15 protein-coding genes, 1 tRNA gene and 1 pseudogene are annotated in these 16256 nt (G+C 65.4%); 11 read left to right on the top strand and 6 right to left on the bottom strand.

Annotated features, from left to right (window positions below):
- Positions 1-15 precede the first annotated feature (15 nt).
- From lolA to QFZ42_RS18710, 6 genes and pseudogenes are all read left to right on the top strand, one after another.
- Positions 16-648: an outer membrane lipoprotein chaperone LolA gene (lolA, locus tag QFZ42_RS18735; RefSeq protein WP_373423348.1), complete on the top strand. Its 633-nt coding sequence runs from the start codon at positions 16-18 to the stop codon at positions 646-648.
- A gap of 18 nt (positions 649-666) precedes the next feature.
- Positions 667-1959 carry a replication-associated recombination protein A gene (locus QFZ42_RS18730; protein WP_307702398.1) on the top strand — a complete coding sequence of 431 codons (1293 nt, stop codon included), beginning with the start codon at positions 667-669 and terminating at the stop codon, positions 1957-1959.
- 240 nt (positions 1960-2199) lie between these two features.
- Complete coding sequence (locus tag QFZ42_RS18725) at positions 2200-3129, top strand: branched-chain amino acid ABC transporter permease (protein ID WP_307702397.1); 930 nt, start codon at positions 2200-2202, stop codon at positions 3127-3129.
- A 13-nt stretch (positions 3130-3142) separates the two neighbouring features.
- On the top strand, positions 3143-4339 hold the full coding sequence (locus QFZ42_RS18720) for an ABC transporter permease subunit (protein ID WP_307702396.1): 1197 nt from the start codon (positions 3143-3145) through the stop codon (positions 4337-4339).
- Positions 4340-4358: 19 nt separating this feature from the next.
- Complete coding sequence (locus QFZ42_RS18715) at positions 4359-5132, top strand: ABC transporter ATP-binding protein (RefSeq protein WP_124957304.1); 774 nt, start codon at positions 4359-4361, stop codon at positions 5130-5132.
- A 13-nt stretch (positions 5133-5145) separates the two neighbouring features.
- Positions 5146-5932, top strand: a pseudogene (locus QFZ42_RS18710) (ABC transporter ATP-binding protein).
- Between the two features lie 13 nt (positions 5933-5945).
- On the opposite strand, the gene QFZ42_RS18705 reads toward QFZ42_RS18710, so the two are convergent.
- Positions 5946-6920: a Bug family tripartite tricarboxylate transporter substrate binding protein gene (locus QFZ42_RS18705; RefSeq protein WP_307702395.1), complete on the bottom strand. Its 975-nt coding sequence runs from the start codon at positions 6918-6920 to the stop codon at positions 5946-5948.
- A 28-nt stretch (positions 6921-6948) separates the two neighbouring features.
- Positions 6949-8013, bottom strand: a complete 1065-nt coding sequence (locus tag QFZ42_RS18700) for a CDP-6-deoxy-delta-3,4-glucoseen reductase (RefSeq protein ID WP_307702394.1) — start codon at positions 8011-8013, stop codon at positions 6949-6951.
- A gap of 63 nt (positions 8014-8076) precedes the next feature.
- On the opposite strand from QFZ42_RS18700, the gene QFZ42_RS18695 reads away from it, so the two are divergent.
- Positions 8077-9009, top strand: a complete 933-nt coding sequence (locus tag QFZ42_RS18695; RefSeq protein ID WP_307702393.1) for an SDR family oxidoreductase — start codon at positions 8077-8079, stop codon at positions 9007-9009.
- 37 nt (positions 9010-9046) lie between these two features.
- Here the strand turns inward: QFZ42_RS18695 and QFZ42_RS18690 are convergent, their stop codons facing one another.
- Positions 9047-9319, bottom strand: a complete 273-nt coding sequence (locus tag QFZ42_RS18690) for a DUF4242 domain-containing protein (RefSeq protein WP_307702392.1) — start codon at positions 9317-9319, stop codon at positions 9047-9049.
- 134 nt (positions 9320-9453) lie between these two features.
- Between QFZ42_RS18690 and QFZ42_RS18685 the strand changes: the two genes are divergently transcribed.
- Positions 9454-10407, top strand: coding sequence for an AraC family transcriptional regulator (locus tag QFZ42_RS18685; protein ID WP_307702391.1), 954 nt, complete (start codon positions 9454-9456; stop codon positions 10405-10407).
- A gap of 53 nt (positions 10408-10460) precedes the next feature.
- On the opposite strand, the gene QFZ42_RS18680 is transcribed toward QFZ42_RS18685, so the two are convergent.
- Positions 10461-10545, bottom strand: a tRNA-Leu gene (locus tag QFZ42_RS18680).
- A 42-nt stretch (positions 10546-10587) separates the two neighbouring features.
- Here QFZ42_RS18680 and cysM point away from each other — a divergent pair.
- From cysM to QFZ42_RS18665, 3 genes are read left to right on the top strand one after another with little or no spacing between them, the layout of a single operon-like run.
- A complete protein-coding gene (gene cysM / locus QFZ42_RS18675; RefSeq protein WP_307702390.1) occupies positions 10588-11490 on the top strand; it encodes a cysteine synthase CysM in 903 nt (300 codons plus the stop codon).
- 2 nt (positions 11491-11492) lie between these two features.
- Positions 11493-12071 carry an NUDIX domain-containing protein gene (locus QFZ42_RS18670; protein WP_307702389.1) on the top strand — a complete coding sequence of 193 codons (579 nt, stop codon included), beginning with the start codon at positions 11493-11495 and terminating at the stop codon, positions 12069-12071.
- Positions 12061-12288 (top strand): sulfurtransferase TusA family protein, encoded by a 228-nt coding sequence (locus QFZ42_RS18665; protein WP_307702388.1) that lies wholly within the window; start codon positions 12061-12063, stop codon positions 12286-12288. Before QFZ42_RS18670 ends, QFZ42_RS18665 begins: the two co-directional genes overlap by 11 nt.
- A 40-nt stretch (positions 12289-12328) precedes the next feature.
- Here the strand turns inward: QFZ42_RS18665 and galU are convergent, their stop codons facing one another.
- Both galU and QFZ42_RS18655 read right to left on the bottom strand, forming a co-directional pair.
- Entirely contained in the window at positions 12329-13219 is an 891-nt protein-coding gene (gene galU / locus QFZ42_RS18660; RefSeq protein WP_307702387.1) for a UTP--glucose-1-phosphate uridylyltransferase GalU, read from the bottom strand.
- 108 nt (positions 13220-13327) lie between these two features.
- Positions 13328-16225 carry a valine--tRNA ligase gene (locus QFZ42_RS18655; RefSeq protein WP_307702386.1) on the bottom strand — a complete coding sequence of 966 codons (2898 nt, stop codon included), beginning with the start codon at positions 16223-16225 and terminating at the stop codon, positions 13328-13330.
- Between the last annotated feature and the right edge of the window lie 31 nt (positions 16226-16256).

Here is a 16256-nt window from a genome sequence, read left to right as displayed (position 1 = left end):
CCCAAGGAATCCAAATTGAAAATGCGTCATTGGCTGTTGATCGGCCTTCTCTCATCCGCCAACGCCTGGGCTGGCGGCCTCGAAAGTCTCGAAACCTTCGTGAAAACGGTCAAGTCGGGCCGTGCCGAGTTCACCCAGACCGTCACCGCGCCACCGCGCGAAGGGCAGCCCGGCCGCGTCAAGACGTCCACCGGCACCTTCGAATTCCAGCGCCCCGGTAAATTCAAGTTCGACTACCAGAAGCCGTTCGCCCAGCTCATCGTGGCCGACGGCAAGACGCTCTGGCTGTACGACGCCGACCTGAACCAGGTCACGCAGCGCGCCCAATCGCAGGCGCTGGGCTCCACGCCCGCCGCGCTGATTGCCGCGGCGCCGGACCTGCGCGCGCTGCAGGCCGATTTCACGCTCGAGGCCGCGCCCGAGCGCGACGGGCTTCAGTGGGTCAAGGCCACACCCAAGAACAAGGACGGCCAGCTGCAGAATGTGCAGGTCGGCTTCCAGGGCGACGCCCTGGCGGTGCTTGAAATTCTCGACAGCTTCGGCCAGCGCTCGGTGCTCAAGTTCAGCAAGGTCGAAGTGAACCCGGTGCTGGGCGTCAACGTGTTCGAGTTCAAGGCGCCGGCCGGTGCCGACGTCATCAAGCAATAGCAAACCAGACAAGCAGGCTTGGCCAACAGTTCGCACCAACCCCTCGCCGAGCGCCTGCGTCCGAAGACGCTGGGCGAGGTCATTGGCCAGCAGCACCTGCTGGGGCCGGGCATGCCGTTGCGCATTGCCTTCGAGTCGGGCCAGCCGCATTCCTGCATCCTCTGGGGCCCGCCCGGCACGGGCAAGACGACCATTGCGCGATTGATGGCCGATGCCTTCGATGCGCAGTTCCTCAGCATCAGCGCGGTGCTCGGCGGCGTGAAGGACATCCGCGAGGCGGTCGAACGCGCCACCGCCGCGCGCGACGGCCTGGAGCAGCGGCGCACGATCGTCTTCGTCGACGAGGTGCACCGGTTCAACAAGAGCCAGCAGGACGCGTTCCTGCCGCATGTGGAATCGGGCCTGTTCACCTTCATCGGCGCGACCACCGAAAACCCCTCGTTCGAGGTCAACTCGGCCTTGCTTTCGCGCGCGGCGGTGTACGTGCTGCAGCCGCTCACGGAGGGCGACCTGAAGCAGATCGTGGCCAAGGCGCAGGCCATCCAGGCCGTCCCCGCCATCGAAGATGCGGCCATCGACCGGCTCGTCGCTTATGCCGACGGCGACGCGCGGCGCCTGCTCAACACGCTCGAAACACTGGCTGTGGCGGCCAAGGCCGAAAAGCTCGACACCATCGCCGACGAATGGCTGCTGCGCGTGCTCGGCGAGCGCATGCGGCGCTACGACAAGGGCGGCGAGCAGTTCTACGACACCATCAGCGCGCTGCACAAGTCGGTGCGCGGCAGCGATCCCGACGCCGCGCTCTACTGGTTCGTGCGCATGCTCGACGGCGGTGCCGACCCGCGCTACATGGCGCGCCGACTGGTGCGCATGGCCAGCGAGGACATCGGCCTGGCCGATCCGCGCGCGCTGCGGCTGGCGCTCGATGCCGCCGAGGTCTATGAACGGCTCGGCACGCCCGAAGGCGAGCTCGCGCTGGCCGAGTGCGTGATCTACCTGGCGATGGCGCCCAAGTCGAACGCCGTCTACACCGCCTACAACGCCGTGCGTGCCCTCATCAAGAAGGACAGTACGCGTCCCGTGCCCATGCACCTGCGCAACGCCCCCACCAAGCTCATGAAGGAGCTCGACTACGGCAAGGGCTATCGCTATGCGCACGACGAGGAGGGCGGCTTTGCCGCCGGCGAGCGCTACCTGCCCGAAGGCCTCGAGGGCCAGGTTTTCTACCAACCCGTGGAGCGCGGACTCGAAATCCGCATAGCAGAAAAACTGCGCGAACTCCGCCAGCTCAACAGCCAGCGCGAGGAGTGATGCATCGCATGCACGCTGGCGTGCATGCGATGCATGGCTTCACTTACATCTGGCATGACTTGAGCGGGTAAACCCCGGTGAGCGCGCACCAAATCGGCACTGGGGCTTGCTTACAATCCCGCCCACAAATCAGCCAGCGGCACATGCTGGCTGGTTTTTTGCTTATCAAGCCAAGGTGCCAAACCGGTGCCAAGGTGGGTGAATGGCACCCCGCAACGGTGCAAAAAATAGGAACGCGTTATGGAAATATTGCTGCAGCAGATCATCAACGGTCTGGTACTCGGCAGCATGTATGCCTTGATAGCCTTGGGCTATACCATGGTGTACGGCATCATCAATTTGATCAACTTTGCGCACGGCGAGGTGCTGATGGTGGGGGCGCTCACGAGCTGGACCATCATCGGGCTCATGCAGGAATCGATGCCGGGCACGCCCGGCTGGCTGGTGCTCATCATTGCGCTGATCATTGCCTGCGTGGTTGCGGCCACGCTCAACTTCGTGATCGAGAAGGTCGCCTACCGGCCCCTTCGCAACAGCCCCAAGCTTGCGCCACTCATCACGGCCATCGGCATGTCGATCTTGCTGCAGACGCTGGCCATGATCATCTGGAAGCCCACCAACAAGGCGTATCCCAACCTGCTGTCGACCACGCCCATCGAGGTGGGAGGCGCAGTGATCTCGCCCACGCAGGTCATGATCCTGAGCGTCACGGCGTTCTCGCTCGTGGTGCTGATGTGGCTGGTCAACTACACCAAGCTCGGCCGCGCCATGCGCGCCACCGCCGAGAACCCACGCGTCGCGGCGCTCATGGGCATCCGGCCCGACATGGTCATTTCGGCCACGTTCATCATCGGTGCCGTGCTCGCGGCCATCGCGGGCGTCATGTACGCCTCGAACTACGGCATTGCGCAGCACGCCATGGGCTTCCTGCCCGGCCTCAAGGCCTTCACCGCGGCGGTATTCGGCGGCATCGGCAACCTGGCCGGCGCAGTGGTCGGCGGCATTCTGCTCGGGCTGATCGAAGCCATCGGCTCCGGCTACATCGGTTCGATCACCGGCGGCGTGCTCGGCAGCAACTACAGCGACATCTTCGCTTTCATCGTGTTGATCGTCATGCTCACGCTGCGGCCCTCGGGCCTGCTCGGCGAGCGCGTGGCGGACCGGGCCTGAGGAGCGGCACACCATGAAAAACAGCAAGAACCTTGCTCTCTACGTTCTCGGCGTCGTCGCCGTGCTTGCGCTGCCGATCTTCCTGCAGAGCCAGGGCAATGCCTGGGTGCGCATCGCCGACATCGCGCTGCTTTACGTGATGCTCTCGCTCGGCCTGAACATCGTCGTCGGCTACGCCGGCCTGCTCGACCTCGGCTATGTCGCCTTCTTTGCCGTGGGGGCCTACCTCTTCGCACTGATGGGCTCGTCGCACCTGTCGGAAACGTTCCCATGGTTCAAGGCCATGTTCCCGAACGGCCTGCACACCTCGCTGCTCATCGTGGTGCCGCTGGCACTGGTGGTGGCCGGGGTGCTGGGCGTGATGCTCGGGGCGCCCACGCTCAAGCTGCGCGGCGACTACCTGGCCATCGTGACGCTCGGCTTCGGTGAAATCATCCGGGTGTTCCTGAACAACCTCGACCAGCCGATCAACATCACGAACGGGCCGAAGGGCATCACCGCCATCGACTCCATCAAGTTCTGGGGGCTCGACCTCGGCAAGGCGTGGAAGTTCGACGGCTTCACGATTTCGTCGGTCACGCTCTACTACTACCTGTTCCTCGCGCTGGTGATTGCCACGATCATCATTTCGCACCGCCTGCAGATTTCCCGCATCGGGCGCGCCTGGATGGCCATCCGCGAAGACGAAATCGCCGCCAAGGCCATGGGCATCAACACCCGCAACATGAAGCTGCTGGCCTTCGGCATGGGCGCCAGCTTCGGCGGCGTGTCGGGCGCGATGTTCGCGGCCTTCCAGGGCTTCGTGTCGCCCGAGTCGTTCAGCCTCATGGAGTCGGTGATGATCGTCGCCATGGTGGTGCTGGGCGGCATCGGCCACTTGCCGGGCGTGATCCTGGGCGCCGTGCTACTGGCCGCCTTGCCTGAAGTGCTGCGCTACGTGGCCGGTCCGCTGCAGGCCCTGACCGACGGCCGCCTCGATGCGTCCATCCTGCGCCAGCTCTTCATTGCGCTGGCCATGATCATCATCATGCTGGTGCGCCCGCGCGGCCTCTGGCCTTCGCCCGAGCACGGCAAGACATTGCAGCGCAAGGGCGTCGCCCCCGGCACGCCGGTGGCGCCAGGTTCGCTCCAGACCCATGCGCCGGGCATTGAAACGCCCGCCGATGAACTGCCGGGCGACGCTTCGCGTCCCATGTCGATCAATCCGTGAGCCGAAGGAAGCCATCAACATGACGACAGACACCATCCTCGACGTCCGCGGAATTTCCAAGCGCTTCGGCGGCCTGCAAGCTCTTTCCGATGTCGGTATCACCATCAAGCGTGGCCAGGTCTATGGCCTGATCGGCCCCAACGGCGCCGGCAAGACCACGTTCTTCAACGTGATCACCGGGCTCTACACGCCCGACAGCGGCAGCTTCGAACTCGCCGGCAAGCCCTACCAGCCGACGGCCGTGCACGAAGTGGCCAAGGCCGGCATTGCCCGCACCTTCCAGAACATCCGCCTGTTCTCCGAAATGACGGCGCTCGAGAACGTCATGGTCGGGCGCCATATCCGCACCCATTCGGGCGTGTTCGGCGCCATGCTGCGCACGCGTTCGTTCAAGGCCGAGGAAAAGGCCATTGCCGACCGTGCGCAGGAACTGCTCGACTACGTGGGCATCGGCAAGTTTGCCGACTACAAGGCGCGCACGCTGTCGTACGGCGACCAGCGCCGGCTCGAAATTGCGCGCGCGCTGGCCACCGATCCGCAGCTCATCGCGCTCGACGAGCCCGCGGCCGGCATGAATTCGACCGAGAAGGTGCTGCTGCGCGAGCTGATCGACCGCATCCGCAAGGACGACCGCACCATCCTGATCATCGAACACGACGTCAAGCTCATCATGGGCCTGTGCGATCGCGTCACCGTGCTCGACTACGGCAAGCAGATTGCCGAAGGCACGCCGTACGACGTGCAGAAGAACGAGAAGGTGATCGAGGCTTACCTCGGCACCGGAGGACACTGAAATGGCGACGACGATGACGAGCGCAGAAGAAACAACGACGGCAACGGCAACTGCAACCCCGCCCAAGACCGCTGCCAACGCCCCCGGCAAGACGCTGCTCAAGGTCAGCGGACTGAAGGTCGGCTACGGCGGCATCCAGGCCGTGAAAGGCGTGGACTTCGAAGTTTCACGAAGGCGAACTGGTGTCGCTGATCGGCTCCAACGGCGCCGGCAAGACCACCACGATGAAGGCGATCACCGGCACGCTGCCGGCAGGCGCCGGCACCATCGAATTCCTGGGCCGCAACATCAAGGGCCGCGGTGCCTGGGACCTGGTGAGCGAAGGCCTCGTGATGGTGCCCGAAGGCCGGGGTGTGTTCACGCGCATGACGATCACCGAGAACCTGCAGATCGGTGCGTACATCCGCAAGGACAAGGCCGAGATTGCCAGCGACATGGAGCGAGTGTTCGTGACCTTCCCGCGCCTGCGCGAGCGCAAGGACCAGCTCGCAGGCACCATGTCGGGCGGCGAACAGCAGATGCTGGCCATGGGCCGCGCGCTCATGGCGCGCCCCAAGGTGCTGCTGCTCGACGAGCCCACCATGGGTCTCTCGCCCATCATGTGCGACAAGATCTTCGAGGTGGTACAGAACGTGGCCGCTCAGGGCGTGACCATTCTGCTGGTGGAGCAGAACGCCAACCGCGCGCTGCAGCTGGCCGACCGCGGCTACGTGATGGAGTCGGGGCTCATCAGCATGACGGGCGACGCCAAGGAACTGCTGCGCGACCCGCGCGTGCGGGCCGCCTACCTGGGAGAGTAGCCCGCGAGGGTCGTCAGTCGACCCGGGCGCCGGTTGCCTTCACGACGGCTTCGTACTTGGAGAGCTCGCTCTTCATGAACGCGCCGAACTGCTCCGGCGAGCTGGCCACCGGCTCGGCCAGCAGCGAGGCAAAGCGGGTCTTCGTTTCCGGTGCATTCAGCGCCGCCACGAAGGCCTGGTTGAGCTTCACGACCACGTCGTGCGGCGTGCCGGCCGGTGCGACCAGGCCCCACCAGGTGTCGATCGAAAAGCCCTTGAGCGTGTCGGCCACAGGCGGCACATCGGGCATGGCACTGCTGCGCTGCAGGGTCGTGACGGCAATGGCCTTGAGCTTGCCCGAGCGGATGTTCGGCGCCGCCGTGGCGAGGTTGTCGAAGTTGAAGTCGACCTGGCCCGAGAGCAGCGCCAGCTGCGCCGGATTGCCGCCGTTGTACGGTATGTGCAGCGCGAAGATGCCGGCCTGCTTCTTGAACAGTTCGCCCGCGAGGTGCCCGGCGCTGCCGTTGCCGCCGCTGCCGTAGTTCAGCTTGGCCGGATTGGCCTTGGCGTAGCGGACCAGGTCGGCCACGGTGTTGATCTTCAGCCGCTGCGCCGTCTCGGCATTCATCACCAGCACGTTCGGCACGCGGACCATCTGGGTGATGGGGGCGAAGTCGGTCGCCGCGTTGAACGGAATCTTGCTGTAGAGCCACGGATTGACCGCATGGGTCGCGGTGGCCGCAATGCCGATGGTGAGTCCATCGGGCGCGGCCTTGGCCACGGCGTCGGCGCCGATGTTGCCGCCTGCGCCCGGCTTGTTGTCGATGATGACCGTGCCCAGGGAGTCCTTCACGCGCTCGGCCAGGATGCGAGCGGTTACGTCGATCGGGCCGCCCGCGGCATACGGCACCACGAGGCGGATAGGGCGTTGCTGCTGTGCTGCGGCGTGGCCGGTGACGAGCAGCGTGGCGCTCGCGAGCAGCGTGAAGAGGAAGTGTCTCGTTTTCATTTTTCTGCGTTGTCTCGGGGGAATCGGATCAGGGAAGCGCCTTGTCGGCCTCGGTGGTGAAAGCGTCGGCAAAGAATTCTTCTTCGGGCAAGCCGGCGAGCGCCACGTAATCGTGCTTGGCCGAGTCGACCACGATCGGCGCGCCGCAGGCGTACACCTGGTGACCCGAGAGGTCGGCAAAGTCTTCCAGCACCGCGCGATGGACGAAGCCCGTGCGGCCGGTCCAGTTGTCTTCTGGCGTGGCGTTGGAAACCACCGGCACGTAACGCAGGTTCGGCATCTCCGCCAGTTGTTCGCGCACCCAGCCGTCCATGTAGAGGTCTTCGGGCCTGCGGCCGCCCCAGTACAGCGTGGCGGGCCGGTCGATGCCCTTGAACTTCATGTGTTCGAGCAGCGCCTTGATGGGCGCGAAGCCCGTGCCGGAGGCCAGCAGGATCATCGGCTTGCTGGAATCTTCACGCAGGAAGAAGCTGCCGTAGGGGCCTTCGATGCGAAGGATTTCCTTTTCCTTCATCACACCGAACACGTGGTCCGTGAACTTGCCACCCGGCAAATGCCGCAGGTGCAGTTCGATGCCCGTGCCCGGCTCTCCCAGCGTGTGCGGCGCATTCGCCATCGAATAGCTGCGGCGCGCGCCGTCGCGCAGAATGAATTCCACATACTGCCCCGCATGGAACTGCAGCGGCTCGCCGGCCGGCAGCTGCAGGCGCAGCTTCACCACGTCGTGCGACAGGCGCGTGAGCGCCAGCACCCGCACCGGCATCTTGCGGATCGGGAAGGCCCCGGCTTCCGTGACCTGGCGGGATTCGAGCACCACGTCGGTCTTGGCACGGGCGCAGCAGGTCAGCACGAAGCCCGCCAGCTGCTCCTCGGCGCTCAGGGCCTTGCTTTGGTGCGGGCCCAGTTCGACCTCGCCGGAGAGCTTCTTGCACTTGCACGAGCCGCAGGCGCCGTCCTTGCAGCCGTAGGGGAGGCCGATGCCTTGCCGGATGCCGGCCGCGAGAATGGTTTCGTCACCATGCACCGCGAAATGACGCCCGCTGGGCTCGACGGTGATGGAAAAGCCCGCGTCATGCGGCGCTGCAACAGTCATCGGTATTCTTCGGCTTGTTTCAGCCTGGAGCAGAAAAGAGAAAAAGGGAAAGGAAACCGGATTTTGCCCTCAATCAATAGCCCTTCCGGCGCGCTGCCGGCCCGCTTCCGGCGCGAACGCCTGCTTATCGTCGGATGCGGAGACGTCGGCCAGCGCGTGGCGCGCGATCTGCGTGGCCGTATGCAGCTGGTGGCGCTCACTTCATCGGCCGAGCGGGTGCCCGCTCTGCGGGCGGCCGGCATCCGCCCGCTCACAGGCAATCTCGACGATCCGGCCACGCTTCGCCGCCTGGCCGGCGTGGCCACCCGCGTGCTGCACCTGGCCCCTCCGGCCCGCGACGGCGGCGCGGCCTGGTGGCGCGACCAGCGCACCACCGCGCTGGCGCGGGCGCTGCGGCTGCGTTCCATGCCGCGTGCCTTCGTCTACGGCTCCACCAGCGGTGTCTACGGCGATTGCGGCGGCGCGCGAGTGAGCGAGACGCGCGCCGTGCGGCCGGACACGCCCCGCGCGCACCGCCGCGTCGATGCCGAGCGCGCCGTGCGATGGCTCGGCCGCAGCGCGGGCGTGCGCGCGAGCATCCTGCGCATTCCGGGCATCTATGCGCCCGACCGCGAGGGCGGAACGCCGCGCCAGCGCCTCGCGCGCGGCACGCCCGTGCTGCGGCGCGAAGATGATGTGTTCACCAGCCACATTCACGCCGACGATCTCGCGCGCGCCTGCGTAGCGGCGTTGTTCCGCGGCCGGCCGCAGCGCATCGTGCACGCCGCCGACGACACCGAACTGCGCATGGGCGACTACATCGACCTGGCGGCCGACATGTACGGCATGCCACGCCCGCCGCGCGTGGCAAGGGACGAAGCCGAGCGCCAGCTGCCGCTGCAACTGCTGAGTTTCATGGGGGAATCGCGCCGGCTCGACAACACGCGGCTCAAGCGCGAACTGCGCGTGCGGCTGACACATCCGACGGTGCATACAGGGCTGAGCGAAAAAGGCTGAAGCCGCGCCCCGCAACCGCGGGGCGCGGCTCGCTCGCTCACTCGGCGGTGGCCGGGTCGATCACGCTGTACACCCGGTCCACCCGGTTGGCCGGAAAGCCGCCGAGTTCCGCATGCCGGCGCACCAGGGCCTCGTCGGTGGCCTGGTAGACGCAGTAGATCCGGTCGTCGGTCACGTAGCTGTGGACCCACTGGATCTCTGGGCCCATGCTGCCCAACACGCCGCAGGACTTTTGCGAGATGGCTTTCAGGTCCGACGGGGTGAACTTGCCGGCGCCGGGGATGTCTCGTTCGATGATGAATTTGGGCATGGCGATTACTCCTGGTGTCTAGAATCGGTCGAAGGCGACCAAGACCTATGGTGCCGACGCAAGGCCTCTGCGTATTGCCCGCTTCTCCGGACTTATTGACTGAAACCCCGCCCTCGCTTGCCTGAGAGGTGACCATGGATGTCTTGTCGGACGTGCTGCGGACCATCCGCCTGGAGGGCGCGTTGTTCCTGAACGGGGACATGCATGCGCCCTGGTGCTTCAAGGTGCCCAAGGGCGCGCACATGGCACAGCTGCTCAAGCCCGGCGCACAGCGGATGGCCATCTGCCACCTGGTGCTGCAAGGCGAATGCTGGGCCCAGGTCGATGGCGGAGAGCCGGTCCGCGCTTGCGCCGGCGAAGTGATCGCCGTACCGCACGGCGACTCGCATGTGCTGGGCAGCGGCCTGCACCATGCGGCAGTGGACGTCGAGCACGTGGTGAATCCACGGGCGCCGGAGCTGGAGCGCATCCGCTACGGCGGCAACGGTGACCGCACCTTGCTGGTGTGCAGCTGGTTCGCGTACGAAGGCGATGTGCCCAATCCCCTCATGGCGAATATTCCGCGTCTGTTCACCACGTCGTTGCGCAGCAGGCCGGCAGGCCCATGGCTCGAGCAATCCGTCAATTTCGTGTTGGGCGATGCGGCTTCGCACGCGCCCGGCTCGGAGATGGTCGCGGCCAAGGTGGCGGAGGTGCTGTTCGCCGAAGTGCTGCGCGGCTATATCGAGTCCGTCCCCGCCAACAATCCTGGGTGGCTGGCCGGCCTGCGCGACCCTCATGTGAGCCGCTGCCTGGCGCTGATGCACGGCGAGCCTGCGCGCAACTGGACGGTCGACGCGCTGGCGCAGGAAACCCACGTCTCGCGCAGCGTGCTCGCGGACCGCTTCGCCGAACTGGTGGGCGCGCCGCCGATGCAGTACCTGACGCGCTGGCGCATGATCCTGGCCGCCGGCATGCTGCGCAAGGACCAGGGCAACCTGGCGCGCATCGCAGAAGGTGTCGGCTACGAGTCGGAAGCCGCTTTCAACCGCGCATTCAAGCGCGAGTACGGGGTGTCACCGGGGGTTTGGCGGCATAACGGGGCTTAGCTGCGCATCGGGCGCCTAAGTGGCCATGCCGGCTCGACATGACTGAAGAGCCGTGGTGCCCGGGGCCGGAATCGAACCGGCACACCTTTCGGTGGGGGATTTTGAGTCCCCTGCGTCTACCAATTTCACCACCCGGGCAGGGTTCTGAACGAAGCCCAAAATTATGGCACAGTCGCTGCCATGAATTATCCGACGATCGAAGACGCCATCGGCAAGACCCCCCTGGTGGCACTGCAACGCATCGATGCGGCCGAAAATGCCAGGCGCGGCAACGTGATCCTCGGAAAGCTGGAAGGCAACAACCCGGCGGGTTCGGTGAAAGACCGCCCCGCGCTCTCGATGATCAAGCGCGCCGAGGAGCGCGGCGAAATCAAGCCTGGCGACACGCTGATCGAAGCCACCTCGGGCAACACCGGCATTGCGCTGGCCATGGCGGCGGCCATCAAGGGCTACCGCATGGTGCTGATCATGCCGGAGGACCTGTCCGTCGAGCGGGCCCAGACCATGAAAGCCTTCGGCGCAGAGCTGGTGCTCACGCCCAAGAGCGGCGGCATGGAATACGCGCGCGACCTCGCCGAGCAGATGGTGGCGCAGGGCAAGGGCCGGGTGCTCGACCAGTTCGCCAACCCCGACAACCCGCGCATCCACTACGAGACGACGGGCCCCGAGATCTGGGCCGACACCAAGGGCAAGGTCACGCATTTCGTGAGCGCCATGGGCACCACCGGCACCATCACCGGCGTGTCGCGCTTTCTGAAGGAAAAGAACCCCGCGGTGCGCATCATCGGCGCGCAGCCGGCCGAGGGCTCGCGCATTCCGGGCATTCGCAAGTGGCCGACGGAATACCTGCCCAAGATCTACGACGCGAGCCGGGTCGACGAAGAAATCAGCGTGAGCCAGGACAACGCCGAGGAAATGTGCCGGCGCCTCGCGCGCGAAGAAGGCATCTTCGGCGGCATCTCGGCGGCCGGTGCGCTGTGGGTGGCGCTCGAGGTCGCAAAGACGGTGGAGAACGCCACCATCGTGTTCGTGGTGTGCGACCGCGGCGACCGCTACCTGTCGACCGGCGTGTTCCCGGCCTGACCATGCCCCATCCCAAGTTTTGCCAGGCCTGCGCCACGCCGCTCGAATGGATCGCGCTGATGGAGGACGGCGGTCCCAAGGAGCGCCTGCGCTGTCCGAATTGCGGCCACACACACTGGAACAACCCGACGCCCGTGCTCGCGGCCATCGTCGAGTACCGTGGCCAGGTGCTGCTGGCGCGCAATGCGGCCTGGCCGGTGAAGATGTACGCGCTGATCACCGGCTTCATGGAAGCCGGCGAAACGCCTGAAGAAGGCATTGCGCGCGAGGTGAAGGAAGAAACCAACCTCGACGTGAGCGCGACCAAGCTCGTCGGCGCGTACGACTTCCAGCGCATGAACCAGATCATCATCGCCTACCACGTGGTGGCCGATGGCGAGGTGAAGTTGTCGCCCGAGCTGCTGGACTACCGCCTCTACGACCTGCCCGATCTCAAGTGCTGGCCCGCGGGAACCGGCTATGCGCTGGCCGACTGGCTGCGCACCCGGGGGCACGAGCCGGTGTTCTTTACCGCGGCGGAAAACGAAGAGCGGCGGCGCGGCCTGAACTTGCCGGCCGAGGAGCCGAAGCATGCAAATTGATCGCGAGCTCGACACGCGGGGCCTGAACTGCCCGCTGCCCATCCTCAAGGCGAAGAAGTCGCTCAACGAGATGGCCAGCGGCCAGTTGCTGAAGGTGGTCTCGACCGACCCGGGTTCGCTGCGCGACTTTCAGGCCTTTGCGCGGCAGACCGGCAACGAGCTGGTCGAGCAGCAAACCGCCGGCACCGATTTCATTCACGTGCTGAAGAGACGCTGACCCGTGAAAGAAAAGGGCCCCGACGGGGCCCTTTCTTCTTTCAGAGCTCCAGGCTCTTCAGGTATTCGCGGAATTGCGCGCCCACTTCGGGGTGCGCGAGCGCCAGCTCCACCGAGGCCTGCAGAAAGCCTTCCTTGCTGCCGCAGTCGTAGCGGATGCCCTTGTAGGCATAGGCATAGACCGCTTCCTTCTTCATCAGCGCCGCGATGCCGTCGGTGAGCTGGATCTCGCCGCCGGCGCCCTTGGGCTGATTGCGGATTTCGTCGAACACGCCGGGCGTGAGGATGTAGCGGCCCGCCACGCCGAGGCGCGAAGGTGCCTTGTCCGGCGATGGCTTCTCGATCATGCGGTCGACCTTCACGAGATCGTCGCCGATGGATTCGCCCGCCACGATGCCGTAGCGCTTCACATGTTCGAGCGGCACTTCCTGCACTGCGAGCACCGAGGCGCCCAGCTTGCCGAAGGCGGCCGTCATCTGGGCCAGCACCGGCGCGCCGCCAACGGGGCCGACCATCAGGTCGTCGGCCAGCAGCACGGCGAAGGGTTCGTTGCCTACCAGGTGTTCGGCGCAGAGCACCGCATGGCCAAGACCCAGCATGCGCGGCTGGCGCACATAGGAGCAGGTCATGTCGTCGGGCATGACCGACCGCGCGATGTCGAGCAGTTCGAGCTTGCCGTTGGCTTCGAGCTGGCTCTCGAGCTCATAGGCTGTGTCGTAGTGATCTTCGATGGCACGCTTGTTTCGGCCAGTTACGAAAATCATGTCGCGAATGCCCGCCGCGTAGGCTTCCTCAACCGCATATTGGATGAGTGGCTTGTCGACAACCGGCAGCATTTCCTTTGGCTGCGCCTTGGTGGCGGGCAGAAAGCGGGTGCCGAAACCTGCAACAGGAAATACGGCCTTGCGGATGCGTGTCGAGGGAGTGGGCATGGACAATTTGGGCGTCTAGTCGTTCAGTTGAAGAATAAGGTTTTACGGTCAACGACGGCGCGGAAAAGCCGTCGTTGCCATGCTAAACCTTGCCCAGATCCAAATGTGTCAGCCGAGGCGCACAAGCTGGTCGCGCAGACGCTCCAGCGTGGTGCTGAAATCGGCCAGGCGCTTGCGCTCCTGCTCGATGACAGCGGGAGGTGCCTTAGCTACAAAGGCCTCATTTCCCAGCTTGCCGTTCACCTTCAGGATCTCGCCCTCGATGCGAGCAATTTCCTTGCCGATGCGCGCACGTTCGGCGGCCTTGTCGATCTCCATGTGCAGGCACAGCCGTGCCGTGCCGACCACCGCCACGGGCGCCGCTTCGGCCGCCGCCGACCACGACGCCTCGTCGTCGAAGACCTTCACTTCCTTGAGCTTGGCCAGGGCCTGCAGCACCGGCGCCGCATCGCGCAAGAACGCCGCGCCTTCGGCATCGTCGGCCACCGCGTAGAGCGGCAGGCGCACGGCGGGCGACACGTTCATTTCGCCGCGCAGCGTGCGGCAGGCATCGACCAGCGCCTTCAGGCGCGCCACATGCGCCTCGGCCGCTTCGTCGATTTTTTCGGGCTGGCTTTTCGGATAGGCCGCGACCATGATCGATTCGCCCTCGCGTCCGGCCACGGGCGCCACCTTCTGCCACAGCTCTTCCGTGATGAACGGAATCACCGGATGCGCAAGGCGCAGCAGCGCTTCGAGCGTGCGGATCAGCGTGCGGCGCGTGGCGCGCTTTTGCGAATCGTCGCCGGTCTGGATCTGCACCTTGGCAATCTCCAGGTACCAATCGCAGAACTCGTCCCAGGCAAACTGGTAGATAGCGTTGGCCACGTTGTCGAGCCGGTATTCCTCGAAGCCCTTGGCCACCTCGGCCTCGACGCGCTGCAGCTGCGAGGCGATCCAGAAATCGGCGCGGCTGAACTTCAGGTAGCCATGCGCCGGGCCGCCGACCGCGCACTCTTCCTTGGTGTGCTCGCGCAGGCCGCAGTCCTGCCCCTCGCAGTTCATCAGCACGAAGCGCGTGGCATTCCAGAGCTTGTTGCAGAAGTTGCGATAGCCCTCGCAGCGCTTGCTGTCGAAGTTGATGCTGCGGCCCAGCGAGGCCAGCGACGCGAAGGTAAAGCGCAGCGCATCGGCGCCAAAGGCCGGAATGCCTTCGGGAAATTCTTTCTGCGTGTTCTTGCGCACCGCGGGTGCCGTCTCGGGCTTGCGCAGGCCCTGCGTGCGCTTGTCGAGCAGTTCGGGCAGCGCGATGCCGTCGATCAGGTCAACCGGGTCGAGCACGTTGCCTTCGGACTTGCTCATCTTCTTGCCCTGCGCGTCGCGCACCAGGCCGTGGATGTACACGTCCTTGAACGGCACCTTGCCGGTGAAGTGCTTGGTCATCATGATCATCCGGGCGACCCAGAAGAAGATGATGTCGTAGCCCGTCACGAGCACGGTCGAGGGCAGGTACAGCTCGAGGTCCTTGGTCTTCTCGGGCCAGCCGAGCGAAGAGAAGGGCACCAGCGCCGACGAATACCAGGTGTCGAGCACGTCTTCATCGCGGCGCAGCTTCTTGCCCGGTGCCTTGGCCTCGGCCTCGGCCTCGTCGTGCGCCACGTACACGTTGCCTTCGTCGTCGTACCAGGCCGGAATCTGGTGGCCCCACCAGAGCTGGCGCGAGATGGTCCAGTCCTGGATGTTCTCCATCCAGTGGTTGTAGGTGTTGACCCAGTTCTCGGGCACGAAGCGCACCTCGCCGGTCTTCACCACGTCGATGGCCTTCTGCGCGATCGACTGGCCATCGGCACCGGGGCGCGTCATGGCCACGTACCACTGGTCGGTGAGCATCGGCTCGACGATGGCGCCCGAGCGCGCGCAGCGCGGCACCATCAGCTTGTGCTTCTTCACCTCGACCAGGAGGCCGAGCGCCTCGAGGTCGGCCACGATGGCCTTGCGCGCCACGAAGCGGTCCATGCCGCGGTACTTTTCGGGCGCGTTGTCGTTGATGGTGGCGTCGAGCGTCAGGATGCCGATCACCTCGAGCTTGTGGCGCTGGCCCACTGCGTAGTCGTTGTAGTCGTGCGCGGGCGTCACCTTGACCACGCCGGTGCCGAATTCCTTGTCCACATAGTCGTCGGCAATGATCGGAATCAACCGGTCCACCAGCGGCAGCTTCACGCGCTGGCCGATCAGGTGCTTGTAGCGCTCGTCTTCGGGGTGAACCATCACGGCCGTGTCGCCCAGCATGGTTTCGGGGCGGGTGGTGGCCACGGTCAGCGTGCCGCTGCCGTCCTCCAGCGGGTAGGCGATGTGCCAGAGCGAGCCGTCTTCCTCTTCGCTTTCGACTTCGAGGTCGCTCACCGAGGTCTTGAGCACCGGGTCCCAGTTGCCCAGGCGCTTGCCGCGGTAGATCAGGCCCTCTTCATACAGCGAGACGAAGGTCTGCGTCACGACCTTCGAGAGGTCGTCGTCCATCGTGAAGTATTCGCGGCTCCAGTCGACCGTGTCGCCCATGCGGCGCATCTGGCCGGTGATGGTATTGCCGCTCTTTTCCTTCCACTCCCACACCTTGGCGACGAAGTTCTTGCGTGCCTCGGCCGGCGTCGGGCCCATGTCGTGGCGGCTGATCTTCTGTTCCTGCAGCTGCCGTTCCACCACGATCTGCGTTGCGATGCCCGCATGGTCGGTGCCCGGCACCCACAGCGTGTTGTCGCCCTTCATGCGGTGGTAGCGCGCAAGGCTGTCCATGATGGTCTGGTTGAACGCATGCCCCATGTGCAGCGTGCCCGTCACGTTGGGCGGCGGCAGCTGGATGGCGAACGAATCGGCGCCTTCCTTCGGCTGCTGCGTGCCGCGGAACCCGGCCTTGGCATAGCCGCGCTTTTCCCACTCCGGGCCCCAGTGCGCCTCGATGGCGGCGGGTTCGAACGATTTGGACAGGCTGTCCAGTCCAGGTTGGGCGGTGGGGGTGGTGGGTTCGCTCATGGGGAGAATGCAAAACGGCACCCGCGGGTGC

Source organism: Variovorax paradoxus (assembly GCF_030815855.1).
Taxonomy (GTDB): domain Bacteria; phylum Pseudomonadota; class Gammaproteobacteria; order Burkholderiales; family Burkholderiaceae_C; genus Variovorax; species Variovorax paradoxus_M.
This window is presented reverse-complemented; position numbering and strand designations above follow the sequence as displayed.

Coding starts and splice junctions, on each gene's coding strand:
- QFZ42_RS18725 (WP_307702397.1), top strand. CDS start 2,200: ATGGAAATATTGCTGCAGCAGATCATCAACGGTCTGGTACTCGGCAGC.
- QFZ42_RS18720 (WP_307702396.1), top strand. CDS start 3,143: ATGAAAAACAGCAAGAACCTTGCTCTCTACGTTCTCGGCGTCGTCGCC.
- QFZ42_RS18715 (WP_124957304.1), top strand. CDS start 4,359: ATGACGACAGACACCATCCTCGACGTCCGCGGAATTTCCAAGCGCTTC.
- QFZ42_RS18705 (WP_307702395.1), bottom strand. CDS start 6,920: ATGAAAACGAGACACTTCCTCTTCACGCTGCTCGCGAGCGCCACGCTG.
- QFZ42_RS18700 (WP_307702394.1), bottom strand. CDS start 8,013: ATGACTGTTGCAGCGCCGCATGACGCGGGCTTTTCCATCACCGTCGAG.
- QFZ42_RS18690 (WP_307702392.1), bottom strand. CDS start 9,319: ATGCCCAAATTCATCATCGAACGAGACATCCCCGGCGCCGGCAAGTTC.
- QFZ42_RS18685 (WP_307702391.1), top strand. CDS start 9,454: ATGGATGTCTTGTCGGACGTGCTGCGGACCATCCGCCTGGAGGGCGCG.
- cysM (WP_307702390.1), top strand. CDS start 10,588: ATGAATTATCCGACGATCGAAGACGCCATCGGCAAGACCCCCCTGGTG.
- QFZ42_RS18670 (WP_307702389.1), top strand. CDS start 11,493: ATGCCCCATCCCAAGTTTTGCCAGGCCTGCGCCACGCCGCTCGAATGG.
- QFZ42_RS18665 (WP_307702388.1), top strand. CDS start 12,061: ATGCAAATTGATCGCGAGCTCGACACGCGGGGCCTGAACTGCCCGCTG.
- galU (WP_307702387.1), bottom strand. CDS start 13,219: ATGCCCACTCCCTCGACACGCATCCGCAAGGCCGTATTTCCTGTTGCA.
- QFZ42_RS18655 (WP_307702386.1), bottom strand. CDS start 16,225: ATGAGCGAACCCACCACCCCCACCGCCCAACCTGGACTGGACAGCCTG.